Source organism: Mucilaginibacter gossypiicola, assembly GCF_900110105.1.
Classification (GTDB): domain Bacteria; phylum Bacteroidota; class Bacteroidia; order Sphingobacteriales; family Sphingobacteriaceae; genus Mucilaginibacter; species Mucilaginibacter gossypiicola.
Genome location: NZ_FOCL01000003.1, coordinates 822,928 through 843,659, shown reverse-complemented (window position 1 = coordinate 843,659; position 20,732 = coordinate 822,928). Strand labels below are relative to the sequence as shown.

Sequence of the window (20,732 nt, the reverse complement as noted above, 5' to 3'; positions counted from 1 at the left end):
ATATACATGAAGAAAATAGTTTTACTGGGCGTTTTAGTTGGCTTATATACAACTGCTATAGCGCAGTCGCAGCAAAAATTCAGCGCTTACCTCTTTACTTATTTTACAGGCGGCAAAGGCGGCGAAGAAATTCGTTTTGCCCTCAGCAACGACGGTTATCATTTTCGCGCACTGAATAACAATCGCCCGGTATTAAATTCGGCCGATATCAGCGCTACCGGCGGTGTGCGCGACCCTCATATTATTCGTGCTGCCGACGGCAAAACTTTTTATATGGTAACAACCGATATGAATACCGAAAAATACGGCTGGGGACCGGATTATTCGATGGTGTTGCTAAAATCAACCGATCTCGTGCATTGGAGCTCCAAAACCATTGATATCACCAAACTTTATGAAAAGTTTGCAGGTGTAAACAGGGTTTGGGCTCCACAAACTATTTATGATCCGCAGGCTAAAAAATATATGATCTATTGGTCGATGCGTTTTGGCCAGGAGGCCGACAAGATCTATTATGCTTATGCCAATAAGGATTTTACAGGTCTGGAAACTGAGCCTAAACAGCTTTTCTTTAAGCCGGATGGCGGTGCCTGTATCGATGGTGATATCGTTTATAAAAACAATAAATATTACCTGTTTTTTAAAACAGAAGGATCGGGTGCGGGTATAAAGATAGCCGTATCCAACAAATTAACCTCCGGATATGTATTACGGGATAAGTACGTACAGCAAACCAAAGACCCGGTAGAAGGGGCTGGTACTTTCAAATTAAACGACGGCAGCGGTTATATTTTGATGTATGACCTATATACGCAAGGTAAATACCAGTTCACCAGGACAACCGATCTTGAAAATTTTAAACTGATCGACGACGAGGTATCCATGAATTTCCATCCTCGTCATGGCACGGTAATGCCAATAACCTCAAAAGAAGCGGCCGCGTTGACAGCCAAGTGGGAAACGCCTGAAGATGTAATTCTTTCACCTCTTAATAAGCAGATAAAAACCATCAATATCGTTTTGGATACTGCAGCCAATAAAGTTTATCTGCCTGTAAAACCGGGTACAAGTCTAAAATCCTTTGATCCTCATTTTACTTTGTTTCCCGGTGTTGCTATCAGCCCTGCAAAACCGCAGGATTTTACAAAAGGAGCGGTTAAGTATTCGGTAGCTATCGCGGGTAAAAAGGCGCAGGCCTTTGAGGTTACCGCCCAGGAAACCCATAACCCGGCAATAGCAGGATATTATGCAGATCCGGAGATCTTATATGCCGAAAAGACAGGTAAGTTCTATATCTATCCAACCAGCGATGGTTTTGATGGCTGGTCGGGCAAGTATTTTAAGGCGTTTTCTTCGGATGATATGGTTAACTGGAAAGATGAAGGTAAAATCCTTGATTTACCGCAGGATGTGAGCTGGGCAAAAAAGAATGCCTGGGCACCTTGCATCATCGAAAAAAAGATTGGCAACGAGTATAAATACTTCTACTACTTCGCGGCTGCGCAAAAAATAGGGGTTGCTACTGCAAATGACCCTGCTGGGCCGTTTACAGACTCGGGTAAACCTTTGGTAGCGCAACTGCCCGAAGGAGTTAAAGGCGGCCAGCAGATCGATGCGGATGTTTTTGCCGATCCGCAAACAGGTAAAAACTATTTATACTGGGGTAACGGTTATATGGCCGTAGCCGAATTAAATGATGATATGGTTTCGTTAAAACCAGGTACCACTAAAATCCTAACCCCGTATGCCCATTATAATGAAGGCACCTACGTGTTTTACCGTAATGGCACCTATTACTTCATGTGGTCGGAAAACGACACCCGCAGCCCTAATTACAGCGTGCATTACGGCACTTCAAAATCTCCTTTGGGGCCAATCGAAATCCCGGAGCAAAACACGGTTATTGCCAAAGATGCTGCTAAAGGGATTTACGGCACCGGGCATAATTCAGTGATCCAAATCCCGGGTACCGATGAGTGGTATATTGTTTACCACCGGTTCAATTATCCTAAAGGGATTACCATGGGCGATGCCGCAGGATATAACCGTGAAGTATGTATCGATAAAATGGAATTTGATGATAAAGGATTGATTAAACAGGTTACGCCTACACATGAAGGTATAAAACCAGTACATGTAAAAAAGTAAACCATGATTATCGGATACCGATAAGTTTCTTTAAACTACCACACGGATCTGCTTAGAAACTATTTCAAGATTAAATCTTTATTCATTGCCGTTGACTTTAGTCAACGGTTAAAGAAAAACAAAACGGCTTTAGCCCCAATTTCCGCGCGGTATTTTGGCTAAAGTCGTTTGTTTTACTATCATTATTCCGTTGACTAAAGTCAACGGCAGTGAACTTTATGTGTAGTCAATAAATCTATCCCGTTTTTAAACGGTTACTTAGCAGTTCGCAAGCCGGCTTTTTATTTTTTGTTCCGTTTTTTACAATTCAGGAGGCCCTATAGTATCCTATATTTGTATTAATGGTTTTTAAAGAAATCCTTCCGGGCCCAAGGCTACAGCCTTATATCAAGTGCTTCTACCTGTACGAATCCGATTCGGACAGAGGCTATGATGATATCGTGTTCCCGAGTGGTACCATGGAAGTGATCTTTAACCTCGGTGCCGGGAACTGGAAATCAAAGAAAGGCGATACATTTTTTACCACTCCTCCCGTTGAACTTTGGGGACAGATCACCAAGCCTTTGGCCATACAATCGGTAGGGCGGAATATTATGCTCGGTTTTCGTTTTTACCCGCATTCAGCGGCTTATTTCTTTGACGAAAATGTATCAGAGTTTAATAATGAAATTGTTGATGCCACACACGTATTCGGCCCTAAATTAAGAACGCTTTATTTAAAATTATTAGAAACTGCCGACCTGAACAGAAAGGTGGCCATGATTGAAGATTATTTGTGGAGCCGATTATCGGTATCTGAAAAAAAGCATTCAAAGATCAAATTCATCGGGGATATTGTAAGCAATCTTAAAAAGAACTACAGCGACGATAATATCCTGTCCATTTCCAGTCGTTATAATATTTCCTCGCGGCATTTGAACACTCTTTTTTCGCAGTACACAGGCTTGCCGCCAAAGTTGTTTTATAAAATAAACCGCTTTCAGCATAGCCTTAACCTGGTTAGCGCTAACGAAGAAAAATTAACCAACGTGGCTTATAGCGCCGGTTATTTTGATCAGGCCCATTTCATAAAAGAATTTAAACTTTTCACAGGTTTTACGCCTAACTCTTTTGCTGCACACGCATCGCCAATAAACCAGGTATTGGCAGGCGGCTAATACGCTTCCGTTTTATACAATTTTTGGCTGTTTAAGCCACATAGTTTTGCTGTTAATAAAAAAACAACAAAATGAAATCAGCAAAAACACCACATGAGGTGCACGCAGTACTTGCGGCAGCTTTCAACACCAAAGATGTAAATGTAGTTATGAATGTGTATGATGCTAACGGTATTATTTTTCCTGAGCCGGGAAAAGAAATATCAGGCAGGGCCCAATTTGCAGAAGCTGTTAAAAGCATCTGTGCGGTTCCGGGAGTAATGGAAATTAAAACCGTTTACTGTCTGCAATCGGGCGATGTAGCCGTAGGCCGGTCGGAGTGGAGCGTAACAGATAATGGCAAAACACAGGTGGCTGCAAAAGGCATCGAGCTAATGAAACAGCAACCCGACGGCAGCTGGAAAATTATCATCGATCATGCCTTCGGAGCCGAAGCAAATCTCATAGCCTGATTAAATTCAGCAACAATAATGGCCGGGAAAACCGGCCATTATTGTTTCGCCTTTCGCCTTTCGCCTTTCGCCTTTCGCCTTTCGCCTTTCGCCTTTCGCCTTTCGCCTTTCGCCTTTCGCCTTTCGCCTTTCGCCTTTCGTCTAATCTCTTCCGTTTTATACAATTTTTAGAAAAGTACTCAAGCTAATTTTGAGTATAAAATAAAAAACAAGAACATGAAAAATAGATTTAATGAATTTTTAGCCCTGCACCATAAAACCGAACTCCTGCAAATTGGCAATGTATGGAATGCACAAAGCGCACAGGTTTATGATAAGTTAAACTTTGAGGCAATTGGCACGTCAAGCGCGGCTGTTGCCAGCTCATTAGGTTTTGCCGATGGGGAGGAGATGAGCTTTGATGACTATCTTTTTATTATCAAACGTATAGCTGCAACAGCATCTGCAATTTTATCTGTTGATCTTGAGGCTGGCTATGGTAACACACCCGAAGAAGTGAGTGATAACATCATCCGCTTACATAGTCTTGGCGTGGCAGGTATTAATATTGAAGATTCAATAGCAACCGATGGACAGCGCAGCATAATTGATGCAAATGGGTTTGCTGCAAAACTTAAACAGATTACCGGGGCGCTGGCCAAAGCAGGAGTGGAGGTATTTATAAATGTAAGGAGCGATTCATTTTTGCTTGGCTTACCAAATGCTCTTGAAGATGCCCTGAACCGGACTAAACTTTACCAGGATACTGGCGTGCATGGTTTGTTTTTTCCTTGTATCACACAAATAGCCGATATAGAAAAAATAACGGCCTCATCCAGTCTCCCGGTTAGCGTAATGTGCATGCCTGATCTCCCCGATTTTAAAGCTTTGCAGACTGCCGGTGTAAAACGAATCAGCGCGGGTAATTTTTTGAACAGCATTATTTACAAGGAGATGGAAAACAAAGTTGAAAAGATAGTTAATGAAAATAGCTTCGCGACCTTGTTTCACTAAGCAGATTTCAACTATAGGTTGTAAATAATTGAAAACTATACTACCCCACACTATGTTACTGGAAGGTAGTTAAATCTACAAATAAGTTTAGGTTAAAAGTCCCGGCGGCGAGCGTTAGGGACTTTTTGTTTTTACGGAAGTAGTTTAAAAAGGTTTCAACTGGTTTGATCAATGAACAAACTTCTGTTGGTAAACCTGCACAATTTGCCTGCCTTAATTCATTTTATTGTAATAATTATATAATGTCTATGGTTTTAGTAGAATTTATATATATTTGCATCGTCAAATCGGCTCTTTGAATATTTTATTATCAAGAAAGACTGAGGGAAAGGCCCTGTGATGTCTTAGCAACCTGTAAGCCCATTGTTATAAAGGTGCTAATTCCTGTCTGCCCAAATAGGGGTGGAAAAGATAATGTAATAAGCTATTGCCTTGCATAGTGCAGGCAGCGCATACTTTCTTTTCTCTCTTCTGTTTTCTTGCTAACAAATATTGCAGAGTTGATATCACAATTTTAACGTGTATAGCATGAATATTAAACATTTACTTATTACCTGCCTGCTTTCAATAACAACATTATTTGCCGTTGCGCAAACAAACGCAGCTGCCGACCCGAATACAGATCGCGGTTACATTGTAAAAACCGGTGACATTGCCCCTGCGGATTTCGAGCTGGTATTAACCGATGGTACTAAAACATCATTGAAGCAATTACATGGTAAAGTAGTTATCCTACAGTTTACTGCAAGCTGGTGCAGTGTTTGCCGCGAAGAAATGCCTCATCTTGAAAAAGAGATCTGGCAGGCTTATAAAGATAAAGGCCTCGTATTAATAGGTGTTGACCGTGACGAGCCGCTTGAAAAAGTGAAAGGTTTTCATCAAGTTATGAATATCAGCTATCCGCTGGCGCTTGATCCGGGGGCTGACATATTCGGGCGGTTTGCCAACAAAAAAAGCGGCGTTACCCGCAATGTGGTTATCGACCGCGATGGAAAGATCGTTTACCTTACCCGTTTATATGATAAACAGGAGTTTGCATCAATGCTAAAAGCCGTCGACGCTTTGGTGAACGAAAAAACAGCATCTATCAACTAAAAAACGTTAACGGCAACCCTGTTTTCTGTTGCCAAAAAAAACAATCTATCTGAACTTATTTAATACCCGTTTTTATGAAAGCAAAAACTACCCCCTTACACAAAAATGACTTCGTTTTGGTAAGTCAATTAACTTGCAAATCCATCTATTCAAATATGCAAAGCATGCGTTGTTGCTGTTAATTCATTACAGCACGCATGGTATTTAAATGCAGACTTGCAACAGCTTGTCTTAGCTTAATAATTACCATCCCCTAATCAATTCTTTACAGTTGCAACAGGCTGATAAGCCGGCAGAATATGCCTGGCAAGCGATAGCCATGCTTTTTGCACCGGTAAAGGCATTAAAAATTAATCTCAATTTTTATTATCATGTTAAAAATTTACAAGTTATTGCTGGCAATTGTATTGCCGTTTATCCTCATCCAAACGGTTGCTGCGCAATCCGTTAAAATAAGCGGAGTGGTAACCGCCAAATCCGATGGGTTGCCGCTGCCAGGCGTTAGCGTATCTGTTAAAGGTAAAACCACGGGTGCACAAACTAATGTTGATGGTAAGTTTATCATCAATGCCAATGTTAATGATGTGCTCAGGGTTAGCTACATCGGCTTTACAACCCAGGAGATCCCTGTTACGCAAAGCAGCTCTACCTTAAGCGTAGTTTTGGTTGAAGCGCCAAATTCGCTGAATGAGGTAGTGATAACAGCGCTCAATATCTCGAAGGATAAAAAGTCACTGGGTTATGCGGTGCAAGGGCTTAAATCGAAAGATATCTCAGAGGCCAAGGAAACAAACTTTGTCAACGCGCTCACGGGTAAAATTGCCGGTGTTCAGGTTACCAACAGCCAGGGCGATATGGGTTCATCACGTATTGTTATCCGTGGCGAAACTTCTATCTCAGGCAATAACCAACCTTTATTTGTGGTTGATGGGGTTATTGTCGATAACAGCCAGTTTTTAGGAACTAATGGTTCGAGGGATTTTGCCAACGCTATTTCTGATCTTAACTCTGAAGACATTGAATCGGTAAGCGTATTGAAAGGACCTAACGCGGCAGCGCTTTATGGTTCACGTGCGGCGGCAGGCGTTATCCTCATTCGTACTAAAACCGGCAAAGGCGCAAAAGGATTAGGTGTTACCATAAACTCTAATACCAGTTTTTCAAATGTGCAGGTGTTGCCCGATTATCAAAACCAATACGGTCAGGGCTCAAATGGCAAATTCAGCTATGTAGATGGTAAAGGCGGTGGCGTTAATGATGGTGTTGACGAAAGCTGGGGCCCCGCTTTGGACGGTTCGCTGATCCCGCAGTTTTATTCAAATGGTCAGGCTGTGCCTTTCGTGGCGCATCCCGATAACGTAAAAGACTTTTTTAACACCGGTGTTACACTCAATAACGGCATCGCGATAGCGAGCAGCAGCGATAAAAGCGATTTCAGGTTATCATATAACAACCTTCACCAAACAGGTATTGTACCTAATACTTCACAGGGGCGCAATTCTTTCGCTTTAAACTCAAGCTATCGTATCAATAACAAATTGACAGTAAATACCATTGTTGATTATAGTAAAGATGATGCTGATAACCTTCCCGGTGCATACGGAAAGCGCGCAACCAGTACCATGCTGCAGTTTACATGGTTTGGACGCCAGGTTGATATCAACAGGCTTAAAAACTATAAAGATGCTAACGGTAATACCTTTAACTGGAACAACAGTTATTATAGCAACCCATACTGGCTGGCATATGAAAACACGGTTGGTCAGCATAAAAATCATTTAATAGGTAGCATTGAATTAAACTACAAGATCATTGACGGCTTATCGGCCAACTTCCGTACCGGAACTGATTATTATAACGACCGCCGTAAGATCAAAGTGGCTTATGGTACCAACGGAACGCCGTTTGGCTCATACGAAGAGGATGCTTATAGTGTGAATGAAAACAACACCGAAGCCAGGTTACAATATACCAAAAAGCTGAACAATGATTTTTCACTTGATGTATTAGGCGGCGGTAATATAGCCGTAAGGACAACTGAAAATAATGATCAGCTTGCTCCAAAACTGGCGGTTGCAGGCCTTTACACACTGAGCAATTCCCGCGATCCATTGGTTTCCACCAATGTTTATGGTAAACTTAAAACCTATAGCTACTTTGGTTCGGCGCAGGTAGGGTTCAGGAACTATGCTTTTGTTAACGTTACTGCCCGTAATGATTGGTCTTCATCTTTACCGTCAGATAACCTGTCCTATTTCTATCCGTCGGTAAATGGTAGCTTAATATTGTCAGAAGCACTGGGCATAAAAAGCGATGTGCTTACTTATGCTAAATTAAGAGGTGGCTGGTCAAAAGTAGGTAAAGCGACAGATCCTTACCAGTTACTTAACGTTTTCACTTCTTCAACACTTTTTGGTTCAAATCCGCAGCAAAGTTCACCGGCTACTGATCTGAACGATCATCTTAAACCAGAAACTACTACATCTGCCGAAGCCGGTTTTGAACTGGGCTTTTTCCACGACAGGGTACACCTGGATGTAAGTGGCTATAATACAAATAGTACCAATCAGATCCTTACCGTACAGGTAAGTTCCTCAACAGGCTATGGTTACAAAGTAATAAACGGGGGCCGTATCAACAACAAAGGTATTGAGGTTCAACTGGGCCTAACCCCAATTAAATCTAAAGGATTTACCTGGGATATCACCACCAACTATTCACTAAACCGCAGTAAGGTAGCTGCGCTTGATGCTGATGGCCGTTTGCAAAGTGTAGTATTGGGCACGGATCGTACCGTGCAGGTTTTGGCGTCACTTGGTCAGCCTTATGGCGCGCTTTACGGTACTGCTTATACACGTAATGCTTCCGGACAAATTGTTATCGATGCTAACGGCACACCGGTATTCAACACTACCAAACGTTATTTGGGTAAATTCACTCCAAATTGGCTGGGAAGCATCAATAATAGCTTTACCTACAAAGGCATTAACCTGAGCTTTTTGGTTGATGCACGTTTCGGCGGATCAATTTATTCAAACACCAACCGTACCGGTACTTATACCGGCGTATTGGCCTCAACTTTACCGGGCCGTGGTGCAGCTAACGGTGGTTTAAGCTACTACTATCCGGGCAACAACACTTCGGCAGCAGCGGTACAGGTTACCGGCGCAGCTCCTGCGGGAGTAACAGTTTATAATGATGGTATGATATTTAAAGGTGTAAAGGCCGATGGCTCGCCAAACACGACTATTATTCCTGCACAATCGTACTATAAAGGCTTTACCAATATTGATGAAGCATTTGTTTATGATGCCTCATACATTAAGCTTCGCGAAGTAAAACTGGGTTATTCTTTACCTGCTAAATGGGTGAATAAAATAGGTTTCCAGGGCGCCACATTCTCGGTAGTAGGCCGTAACCTGTGGATCATCCACAAAAATGCGCCGAACATTGATCCGGAAACAGCCTTTAACGCAGGCAACGGCCAGGGATTGGAAGATCTTACCCTACCTACTGTACGCAACATCGGTTTTAACGTAAACCTTAAATTCTAAAACATCATGAAACTTAAATATATCAGCATATTGTCTGCAGCGGTTTTATTATCGGTAACATCGTGCAAAAAGGATCTGTTAAAGATCAACCAAAACCCTAACGGCTCGCAAACAGCACAGCCCGACTATTTACTGACTGCCGCCACCAAAGCGACAGCCGACACCTACTGGGGCGTAGCCAATAACATGGATGCCAGCCTGCTTTTTGTGCAATACTGGTCTAAAATTCAATATACCGACCCCGACAGGTATATTTATGCCAGCAGTGCGTTTGAGGAACTCTGGAGTACAGGCTATTCAAAAAGCATTGTAAACCTTAATCAGATCATCAAGCTTGCCGATGCGCAGGGTAATACCAACTATAAAGGTGTTGCACTGGTATTACGCTCATGGACATTTAGTTTATTGACCGAAGCTTATGGTAACATACCTTACAAACAGGCAGCCAATATCGATCAATACCTTACCCCGGCTTATGACGCTCAAAAAGATGTTTATTTTGCCTTGTTAGATGATTTGAAAGCAGCTCAAACAGCACTTGATCCTTCAGGCAAAGCCATAGCCGGTGATGTGATCTATAGCAACAATATTGCTTCGTGGAAAAAGTTTGCGAACTCATTAAGACTTCGTATTGCCTTACGTATTGCAGACAGGGAACCGGCCAAGGCTAAACAAGTACTGGCTGATATCCAGGCCGAAGGCGGCTCGTACATCAGCTCAAATGCTGAAACTGCCCAGTTGGTTTATTTAGATTCGCCAAATCAAAACCCGGTGAGCAACCTGTTTGATACCCGTGACGACTACCGTATCAGCAAAACTATAGTTGATAAGCTGTTTGCGCTCAATGACCCACGCTTACCAATATATGCTGCTCCAACACAGGACGCAACGCCTCAAACCTATGTTGGTTTGCCAAACGGTTTGTTGGTAGGTGATGCCAGCAACTATGGTTTTACCAAAACTTCAAAACCGGGCACTTATTTCAGGGCTCCGCATGCCCCGGCTGTAATATTGAGTTATTCCGAAAGCTTGTTTGACAGGGCAGAGGCAGCTGCACGTGGTTTTACTACCGAAGATGCTGCATCATTATATGGACAGGCAGTTACCGCTGCGTTGGCGCAATACAGTATCTCTTCGGCCGATATTGCTACTTATGTAGCACAAGCAGCGGTTAAATATGATGCATCTAACTATAAAAAATCAATTGGCGAGCAAAAATGGTTAGCCCTGTTTGGCCAGGGATTAGAAGGCTGGACAGAATGGCGCAGGCTTGATTATCCACAACTGCAGCCCGCAGTTGCGGGTACCCTGAATGGAAAAATACCTGTAAGGTTTATTTATCCGGGTACAGAGCAATCGTTAAACAAAACTAACTACCAATCGGCTGTGGCAGCACAGGGAGCCGACGCGCTTACTACAAAGCTTTGGTTTGATGTGAACTAAGCAAATATCGTTTTATTAAATAATTTGAAAAACGGGTTTCCTCAGCAGGAAATCCGTTTTTTTATTGAAAATAAAGTTGAAATTTGCGGCATGATTATCAGGAAGAAAGAGCATTGGTTCAGGATGCTGTTTATCTGGCACGGCTCTGTACTGCCGCGACTGTTGCCCCGCCTGGGTTTGTTGTTAGTGTTATCGGTAATTATAGTATACCTTCATGGCTCCCTGTTTTCGTTCAAGGTGCCTTTAAATCCGGCACCGTTTACTTTATTTGGTTTAGCGCTTGCCCTGTTTTTAGGTTTCAGGAACAATGCCAGCTATGACCGTTTCTGGGAAGGGCGGAAATTATGGGGAGCATTACTGAACGATACCCGTTCGCTTGCACGGCAGGCCTTTTTTGCTGCAGGTTATCAACCTGACGATCAGGAACCGAAAGATTTTGTTCAATTGCTCATCACTTTAACCTATAGTCTTAAGCATCAGTTACGGGGCACCGATGCCCGTGCCGATCTTGAGCAGAGATTACCCGCTCAATTAGTAGCACAGATAGGATTAACTAAATATAAGCCCATCATGCTTTTGAGCGAAATGAGTGGTTGGGTGCGTACTGCTAAAGAGCAGGGTAAAGTTGATTCCATTATACAGGTTGCATTTGAGGAAAGTTTTAATAAAATATCAGACATTGTTGGCGGTTGCGAAAGGATAGCCTCAACGCCTATTCCTTACAGTTACCGGGTATTGCTGCACCGTACAGTTTATTTGTATTGTTTTATGTTGCCCTTTGGTTTGGTTGACAGCCTGGGTTGGCTCACCCCGCTTATTGTTGTTTTCATTGCTTATACCTTTGTTGCGTTTGAAGCCATTGCCGATGAAATTGAGGAGCCTTTCGGAACAGAAGATAATGATCTGGCATTAAACGCTATGTGCCATATGATAGAAACAACATTGCTTGAAATTGCCGGCCGGCCGCTGCCTGACTTTAAAGAATCTGAAACGCGGATCATCGATTAACACTACCTTGTCCTATATAACAAAATTAAAACAACAAAATTCCGGAAACCAGTGTTTCTAATGAGGGAAGTAACAACAAATTATAGCGAGTGAAAGTAGAGGAAACCGTGATTTTGGTTGATCGCGATGATCAGGAAACAGGTACTATGGAAAAAATGGAAGCGCATTTGCAGGGTAAACTGCACCGTGCATTTTCCGTTTTTATATTTAACAAAAAGGGCGAGCTGTTACTGCAACAACGCGCAGATGGTAAATATCACTCGGGCGGTAAGTGGACAAACACCTGCTGCAGTCATCCAAGGCCGGGCGAAACCAATATCGACGGAGCAAATCGCAGGTTGCAGGAAGAAATGGGCATGGCCGCCGAACTTAACTTTGCTTTTTCTTTTATCTACTGTGCCGCAATTCAGGACGATATTATCGAAAATGAATTTGACCATGTGTTCTTTGGTATTACTGATGAATTACCCGTTCCCGATCCGGATGAGGTATCTGCATTTAAATACATAACCATGACTCAGCTGGCAACGGAACTGAAAAGCAACCCCGGCAATTATACCACCTGGCTGGCCATCTGTTTTGATGAAGTGATGGTACATTACCGGCAATTAATTATACCTGTTTTACCATGATTTTAGCTATAAACCGGGGCGCAATTTTCAAATAATCAGGCTGAGCTAATCTTTTTTGTAACGGGTATTTTACATTTTTCGTAATATTGTTGTACTTTAAACAATTAATTAGGTAGCTTTAATCTTCCAATTATTTGTGTAATTCACAGCCTGCAACGTGTTAATGAAAAAGGGATCCTTTGTTTGTTTTGTTCTTTTTTTGATCATTTCTTTGGCCCATGCCCAGTCGCCCATCAAAAACAAGATCCTCAACTATTCTTTAAAAAATGGTCTTTCTTTTGGCATTGTTAACAGTATCACCCAGGATGATAAAGGTTTTATGTGGTTTGCCACCAACGATGGGCTTAACCGTTTTGATGGTACAACCTTTAAGGTTTTTAAATCACGTACGGGCGATTCTACCGCATTGGCCAGTAATTATGTACAAAAGGTTTTATGCGATGTGCGCGGTAATATCTGGGTATCATCGCGTAATGGCTTAAGCAAGCTGGATACCCGCACCGAAAAGTTTATACACTATAAGCTCAAGCTAAACAAGTCGGTAAAAAGCGACATCGGTAATATCATCCAAAGTCATGACGGTAACCTGTGGATCACATCTTACAACCTGGGCTTCTCATATTTTGATATTAAAACCGCCAGTTTCAACAACTATACCCAAATCAATCTGCCCCATTTGGCAAGTAACCGGGTAATTTGTTTGTTTGAAGATTCAAAAGGCCTGTTGTGGGTAGGAACCCAGGAAGGGGGAATTAACATATTTAAGCATAACGGCGGACTGATCAATAAAAGTGAAGGCTGGGCACCGCAAATCCCTAATTTGCCTGCTACCAGGATCAACGATATTTTTGAGGATCATTTTCATAACATTTGGATTGCTACCGGCAGCGGGCTGGTTTATTATAACCGGCAGGCGAATAAATTTACCTTGTTACAAGCCAATCAACCTGGTGTTAAAAGTAAAAGGTATATATCACTGAGTGAAGATAATGACAAGCAATTGCTTGTTGGCCTGCAGGATGGGGGGCTTTTTAAGCTCAACATAGGTTCAGATCCAAACTACAACACAGCCAATTATTTTTTACAGCCTGTAACCGGCGATGACGGTTTTTATCTTACGCAACGTTCTGTACAAACCCTTTTTACAGATAAGGATAAAAACGTTTGGGTGGGTACCTATGGTGATGGTATCTACATGATTAGCAGTATTAAAGAGAAATTTTCGCTGATCACCAAAAAAAAGTATGAAACCAGTGGTGAAAGCCCGGTAAGATTTTACGGCATGAGCCAGGATAAAGATGGCTTTTTATGGCTCGGAACCGATGGCGAGGGGCTTTTTAAAACCAGCCGGAACGGTACACTCATTAAACAATATAAGGCCGATGGCCGGCCGGGTAGTATTACTGATAACGCCATCCTGTATGGGTATACCGATCAGGACGGCAATACCTGGTTTGGGACCTACGCTAAAGGATTGCTGCTTTATAATAAAAAATCAGATTCGTTTACATCATTTGCGCACAATGCAGCAGATAGTAAAAGTCTTGGGGGAAATGATGTACGTGTAATTTACCAGGACAGCCATAAAAACCTTTGGGTTGGCACAAATGGTGGCGGTTTAAGCTTGTTTGATCCGGCAACAAAAACGTTTAGCAATTATACACCTGCAAACAGCGGCATTACAGCTTACGATGTACGTGCAATTACTGAAGATGATAAGGGAAATCTTTGGATTGGTACTTATGGCGGCGGTCTGGATTTTTATGATGCAAAGCAAAAGAAGTTCAGCAGGTATTTTAAACCGGCCGACGAAAAGAATAACCTGCCTGGCCAGGTAATATTTTATCTCAATGCCGATAAACACCGGCGGCTTTGGATAGCCACAGAAGGGGACGGCTTGATAGCGTATGATCTTAAAAACGGTACGTTTAAAAAGTTCAATGAAACCAACGGCCTTGCCAACAACACGGTTTCTGCATTTAAGGAAGTAGCCGATGGTACTTTGTGGATGAGCACCAACAAGGGGCTTTCAAACCTTAATCCGGCAACCGGTAAAATTTTGAACTATGATCAATCGGACGGGTTGCAGGCGGGACAATTTAATGCGGGCTCTGTTTTGTTTGACGCGGCAAATAGTTTGATGTATTTTGGTGGGACGGAAGGACTGAATTTTTTTGATCCGGCAAAAGTAAACCAAAGCAGTTATAAGCCCAAGGTTATCATAACAGGTCTGCAGATTTTTGGTAAACAGGTTGAAGTTGGCGAGCTTGATAAAAACCACACAGTATTGCCCGAGGCCATTAGTGAAGCACGGCAAATTACATTACAGCCTGATCAATCGGTATTTTCTATCCAGTATGCTGCATTGAATTATACTTACCCGGATAAAGGCGGGTTTGCTTATAAACTGGACGGGCTTGATAAAACATGGAACTATGTTGGTAATCAGCGGTTGGCTACCTACCGTTATCTTGAACCCGGCGATTATACCTTCAGGGTGAAAGCATCCAACCAGGATGGCTTGTGGTTTGATAATTACACTACATTGCAGGTAAAGATCCTGCCGCCATGGTATAAAACATGGTGGGCATATTTGATTTACATAGCTGCCGCGGGCCTTGTTACCTATTACTACATTTTATACAGAACCCGCCAAACCAGGCTTAAATATGAAGTTAAGGTAGCCCAGCTTTCGGCCGAAAAAGATAAAGAGCTTAATGAGCGTAAACTATCGTTTTTTACCAATATCTCGCATGAGTTTCGTACGCCGCTAACGCTGATCATTAACCCGGTAAAGGATATGCTGTTTGGCAAAGGCGAGGCTACCGATGATGCCGGCAATTTGCATATTATTTACCGTAACGCACGTCGCCTGTTAAGTTTGGTTGATCAGCTGCTGCTTTTCAGAAAGGCCGAAAGTGATACCGATAAGCTTAAAATAGTAAGGCTTAATATCGTTTCGCTTTGTCATGAGGTGTTTTTGTGTTTTAATCACCAGGCACGCACCAAACATATCCAGTTTGATTTTATTAGCGAAAAGGACGCAATAGAGATTTACGCCGACAGGGAGAAGATGGAGATTGCGCTGTTTAACCTCATCTCCAACGCGTTGAAATTTACGCCTGAATTTGGCATAGTAACCTGCACAATAACTGATTTCAACGATAAGATTGCTATCGAAATAAAAGACAGTGGCTGCGGCATAGCCGAAGGTACCGGCGATCAGCTATTCGGCAAGTTTTACCAGCTGCAAAATTCAGTACCCCTGGCAGGCGGCTTTGGCATTGGGCTTTACCTGGTTAAAGCGTTTATTGAAAGCCATAAAGGTAATATCAGTTATACCAGTGAGCAGGGGCAGGGAACGGTATTTCATGTATCGCTGTTAAAAGGCAGAGAGCATTTTGGACAGCAATTTGTTTTTGAAGATGTTGCCGAAACCTCGGTGTTCCTGGATGAACTGATGGAGAACAAGGGCGAATTGGCTGCCGTTGAGGTTGAAAATACGGCAACAACTAAAAGTTCGGAAGCTTTAAGCTCCGATACTAAAACCATGCTGCTGATTGACGACAACCAGCAGATCCGTACTTACCTTAAGCAGATCTTTACCGGCGAATTTGAGATTTTTGAGGCCGACAACGGCACAGATGGCCTTGAGCTTGTTTACCATCTTATTCCCGATATTGTGATAAGTGATGTAATGATGCAGGGTTTAAGCGGTATTGAAGTATGCAGCCGTATTAAGGAAGACCCTGTACTGAACCACATCCCCGTGATATTGCTTACCGCCAGTTCTTCGCCTGAGATAAAGCTGAAAGGGATTGAGGGAGGGGCCGATGATTATATCAGCAAGCCTTTTGAAAAAGAGATCCTGGTTGCCCGTGTAAACGGTATCCTGAAGAGCAGGAACAACCTGCAAAAGTATTTTTACAACGAGATAACGCTTAATAAGTCAAACGACCTGAAGATTTCGCAGGAGTACAAGGAGTTTTTAGAGAAATGTTTGCAGATAGTTGAGCAGCACTTAACCGATCCCGATTTCAGCATTAAAACACTTGCTGCCGAAATTGGCATGAGCCATTCTAACTTGTACAAGCGTATCAAATCAATTTCAGGGCAATCGGCCAACAGTTTTATCCGTTTTATCCGCCTGCGTAAAGCTGCTGAGATCTTGTTAACAACAGACAGCACTGTTTATGAAACAGCTTATAAAGTGGGCTTAAATGACCTCAAATATTTCAGAGAACAATTCAATAAGCTGTTTGGAATAAACCCGTCCGATTACATCAAAAAATATCGCAAGCCCTTTCATAACAATTACAACGTGAACCGCGACGTGATTAAGGAGAATTGATAATATTAACTCATCTGCTCTATAATCCGCTGGATCTGGCTCTCTCCGGTTTCGCCGCAAAAAGTGTAGAGAAATAAAAAGAACCTCTTTCCGAGCTACTGTGTGTACACTTCTTTTAAATAAAAGAAAATGTCATACGATAGAGTAGGGCGGGCTGAGTGGTGGAACGAAAGAGAAATCTTATGCACCTTGTAGAGCCGTATGGCTGGTTTAAAGCATAATGTATAAGATTTCTTCTCCCCCTAACCACACAACCTCCGCTGGTTCGTTCGAAACGACAATCGATTTTATTCATTAATATTTATTGGCAAGATGTTGTACACAGTAGCTTTCCGGAAGGGATGACAAGCGCAGCGATGCCGGGAGGAGTAAATACCGCAATTTATTTTTGTCCCCCTGTCAGTATTGATTTACCCCCTGTTTAAAAAGTGCTCAAAATGCTGTTTTGAAGCACTTTTTTATGATTTACCCCCTGTCTTAATCAGAATTTACCCCTCACTCATTTTTGCTTTAAAATGCAATTTAGCCCTACCAATAACCAAGGTTTAAACCAAACTTTTGCACTGTGCATGAAAGTTGCCTGGAAAAAGGAGGAGGTAATTAATCAAATACCCAATCTGTTTTCGGGTTTTATGCACCTCGCTTTGTAAGGTTTTTACCGATTAAAAAACCAATTTTTTAAAACCATATGAAACCAAATTTACTCGAAAAGGATTCTCCCCATCGGAAAAGATCACCCCGCTTTTTCGTAGTTGCGGCCAGCATGGCCGTTGCTTGTTTCGCTACAGTCCAAATGCCGGTAATGGCTTTTGCGGGTACCGTTAATGAGCAGCGCTTACCTGATGCCAGAATTAGCGGTAAAGTAACCGACGAAAAAGGCGAAACGTTACCAGGTGTAAGCGTATCTTTAAAAGGAACATCAACAGGTGTGGTTACCGACATTAACGGTAAGTTTAGCCTTAACGTTCCCAATGCTTCATCGGGCACACTGGTGTTTAGCTACATCGGTTACACCTCACAAGAAGTGGCACTGAATGGACAAACCACCATCAACGTACAATTAACTGCCGATTCAAAATCATTGAATGAAGTAGTAGTTGTAGGTTACGGTACTCAGAAAAAGGCAACCTTAACAGGCTCCATTTCGCAGGTAAAAGGCGCCGAACTGGTGAAAAGCCCTCAGCCCAATTTATCAAACTCTATCGCCGGTCGTTTCTCGGGCGTTATTGTTAACAACCGTAGCGGCGAACCTGGTTATGACGGTTCAAACATCACTGTACGTGGTTTGGCAACAACCGGCAGCAACAACGTGCTTATTGTAGTTGACGGTATCCCAGGCCAGATAGGTGGTTTGGAAAGGCTTGACCCGAATGATATCGAAAGCATGTCGGTATTGAAGGATGCATCGGCTGCTATTTACGGTAACCGTGCTGCAAACGGTGTTATCCTCATTACTACCAAACGTGGTAAAACAGGCAAGCCGACCATCAATTACAGCTTTAACCAGGGTTTTGCTTCACCAACCCGTTTGCCAAAAATGGCCGATGCAGCAACTTATGCCCAAATCATGAACGAGATCAACCTGGATTCAAATCCTAACGGCGGCCCGAACCAGGCTTACACTGCCGATCAGATCCAGAAATTCAAAGACGGATCAGATCCGTTACTTTACCCTAATACTGATTGGGAAAAACAAACCCTTAAAGGCACTGCTTTGCAAAATCAGCATAGCCTGTCAGTTAACGGTGGTAGCGAAGATGTTAAATACTTTGTATCGTTAGGTACGTTATACCAGGATGGTATTTACAAAAGTGGTGTTACTAAATATCACCAATACAATTTCCGTTCAAACATTGATGCAAATGTTACCAAACGCTTAAAAGTTGGTTTATCATTATCTGGCCGTCAGGAAGACAGGCAGTTCCCGGTAACAGGTGCCGGTGATCTTTTCCGTTCTGTTTACAGGGCAAAGCCTATTGTCGCAGCATATTATCCTAACGGAGACCCAACAACAGGTATCGAAAACAATAACCCTGCTGTACAGGTAACAGATTTGGGCGGTACCAACAATAACCCAACACAGGTTTTCAATGGTATTTTAAGAGGTAGTTATTCTATCCCGGGTATCGAAGGCCTTTCATTAGATGGTTTCTTTTCGGTAGATAAATCTAATGCGTTTGATAAAAACTTCAGCAAACCATATAACCTTTATAGTTACAGCGCGGCCACGCAGGTATATACACCTGTAGTTGTTGGCGGTAACAACAATAAGGCTATGTTGTTCGAATCGCAGAATAACCAATCGCTTATTACTTCAAACATTAAGTTAAACTTTGTACGCAAGTTTGGTTTACATGATATCAACGCCTTTGTTGGTTATGAGCAAAGCAAAAACCATCTTGAGTATTTTGATGCAACACGTTACAACTATTTGTCATCGCAATTGCCTGAACTTTCTCAGGGTGGCGGTGCGGCTACAGATTACCTTAACTCAGGCTATAGCTCAAACTATAACCGCCGAAGCGTGATCAGCCGTTTGGCTTATGCTTACGACGAGAAGTATTTATTTGAAGGTCAGTTTCGTGCTGATGGTAGCTCTATTTTCCCTCCGGGAAAACAATGGGGTTACTTCCCTTCTGCGTCAGTAGGCTGGAGAATTTCAAAAGAAGATTGGTTTAAAAACAGCGTTAACTTTTTTGACGACTTAAAAATTAGGGCTTCTTACGGTTCGTTAGGTAACGATAACGTAAACGGCTTCCAGTATTTTGACAACTACGTTTTGGTTAATAATGGTTTTGTGGCAACTGCGCCCGGAAACGGTTCAAACACTGCCCAGCCTAACGTTAATCTTGTAAAATTGGCCAATCCTAACATTACCTGGGAAGTTGCTAAAAAATTGGATATCGGTATCAATGCCACTATCCTGCACAACTTTACTGTTGAGGCTATTTATTTCCAGCAAAAAAGGTCTGATATCCTAACAAACAGAAGTGCTTCTCTTCCGGGATCTTCAGGTATAGTGAACCCTTACAACGATGGTTCTTCAACATATACTCCTTTAGTACCGTCTGAAAATATTGGTAAAGTAGACAGCAAGGGTTTTGAAGCTACTTTAGGTTACAATCATACCGGTCGTGAATTTAGCTGGGGTGTAAGTGGTAACATTACTTATGCAAAAAGCAAGATCATCTTTATTGATGAAGCCAGCGGTACTTTAAGCTATCAGCGTCAAACCGGCTTGCCATTAGGTACATCACTGCTTTATGATGCTATTGGTATCTTCCGCACCCAGGCCGATCTTGATGCCTATCCACACGTAACCGGAGCAAAAGTAGGTGATCTGAAATATCTGGACTACAACAACGATGGTAAAATTACTGCCGATGACCAAACCCGTACCAAATACGGTAACATCCCACAAATCACTTACGGTTTCAGCGTTAACGCAGCATACAAAGGGTTTGATCTATCTGTTCTGTTTGCAGGTCAGGCGCAGGTTAGCCAGTATGTGTTACCTGAGGCTGGTAGCGTAGGTAACTTTTACAGCAGCTGGGCCGATAATAGGTTTAGCGCTTCAAACACTAACGGTACCTATCCACGTGTAACCGACCGTGCTTCAAATGCCATTAGTGGTGGTTTGTATAACAATACTTTCTGGCTTAATGATGCATCGTTCCTGAGGTTAAAGAATGTGCAGTTAGGTTACAATTTCAATGCTCCGTTCCTGTCAAAAATTAAGCTTGGTGGCTTAAGGGTTTATGCTAGTGCATTTAACCTGTTCACTATTACCAAAGTGAAAGACTATGATCCGGAAGGAACCAGTGGCAGCGGCCAGTTTTACCCGCAGCAAAGAATTATTAACCTGGGCGTTAACGTGAAATTTTAATCAGTAAACAACA

At 42.4% G+C, this 20,732-nt stretch carries 11 protein-coding genes and 1 riboswitch; all 11 genes read left to right on the top strand.

Annotation, left to right across the window (positions count from 1 at the left end; all coding sequences use genetic code 11):
* Positions 1-6: 6 nt before the first annotated feature.
* The 11 genes from BMX50_RS13360 (at position 7) to BMX50_RS13310 (ending at position 20,719) form a co-directional block, all read left to right on the top strand.
* Entirely contained in the window at positions 7-2,148 is a 2,142-nt protein-coding gene (locus BMX50_RS13360; RefSeq protein WP_091211008.1) for a glycoside hydrolase family 43 protein, read from the top strand.
* Between the two features lie 341 nt (positions 2,149-2,489).
* Positions 2,490-3,305, top strand: a complete 816-nt coding sequence (locus tag BMX50_RS13355) for a helix-turn-helix domain-containing protein (RefSeq protein ID WP_091211007.1) — start codon at positions 2,490-2,492, stop codon at positions 3,303-3,305.
* A 71-nt stretch (positions 3,306-3,376) separates the two neighbouring features.
* The gene (locus BMX50_RS13350) at positions 3,377-3,757 is read left to right on the top strand and encodes a YybH family protein (RefSeq protein WP_091211006.1); all 381 of its coding nucleotides are present in this window, start codon (positions 3,377-3,379) and stop codon (positions 3,755-3,757) included.
* 216 nt (positions 3,758-3,973) lie between these two features.
* The gene (locus tag BMX50_RS13345; RefSeq protein ID WP_091211005.1) at positions 3,974-4,750 is read left to right on the top strand and encodes an isocitrate lyase/PEP mutase family protein; all 777 of its coding nucleotides are present in this window, start codon (positions 3,974-3,976) and stop codon (positions 4,748-4,750) included.
* 304 nt (positions 4,751-5,054) lie between these two features.
* Positions 5,055-5,168, top strand: a riboswitch (SAM riboswitch).
* Between the two features lie 110 nt (positions 5,169-5,278).
* The gene (locus BMX50_RS13340; RefSeq protein ID WP_091211004.1) at positions 5,279-5,845 is read left to right on the top strand and encodes a TlpA family protein disulfide reductase; all 567 of its coding nucleotides are present in this window, start codon (positions 5,279-5,281) and stop codon (positions 5,843-5,845) included.
* 371 nt (positions 5,846-6,216) lie between these two features.
* Positions 6,217-9,399, top strand: a complete 3,183-nt coding sequence (locus BMX50_RS13335; RefSeq protein WP_091211003.1) for a SusC/RagA family TonB-linked outer membrane protein — start codon at positions 6,217-6,219, stop codon at positions 9,397-9,399.
* A gap of 6 nt (positions 9,400-9,405) precedes the next feature.
* Positions 9,406-10,842 carry a SusD/RagB family nutrient-binding outer membrane lipoprotein gene (locus BMX50_RS13330; RefSeq protein ID WP_091211002.1) on the top strand — a complete coding sequence of 479 codons (1,437 nt, stop codon included), beginning with the start codon at positions 9,406-9,408 and terminating at the stop codon, positions 10,840-10,842.
* Between the two features lie 24 nt (positions 10,843-10,866).
* Positions 10,867-11,850, top strand: a complete 984-nt coding sequence (locus tag BMX50_RS13325; RefSeq protein WP_208864698.1) for a bestrophin family protein — start codon at positions 10,867-10,869, stop codon at positions 11,848-11,850.
* Between the two features lie 89 nt (positions 11,851-11,939).
* The gene (gene idi / locus BMX50_RS13320) at positions 11,940-12,482 is read left to right on the top strand and encodes an isopentenyl-diphosphate Delta-isomerase (RefSeq protein ID WP_143065173.1); all 543 of its coding nucleotides are present in this window, start codon (positions 11,940-11,942) and stop codon (positions 12,480-12,482) included.
* 163 nt (positions 12,483-12,645) lie between these two features.
* Complete coding sequence (locus BMX50_RS13315; RefSeq protein WP_091211001.1) at positions 12,646-16,833, top strand: hybrid sensor histidine kinase/response regulator transcription factor; 4,188 nt, start codon at positions 12,646-12,648, stop codon at positions 16,831-16,833.
* A 688-nt stretch (positions 16,834-17,521) separates the two neighbouring features.
* Positions 17,522-20,719, top strand: coding sequence for a SusC/RagA family TonB-linked outer membrane protein (locus BMX50_RS13310; protein WP_208864697.1), 3,198 nt, complete (start codon positions 17,522-17,524; stop codon positions 20,717-20,719).
* The last annotated feature ends 13 nt before the right edge of the window (positions 20,720-20,732 follow it).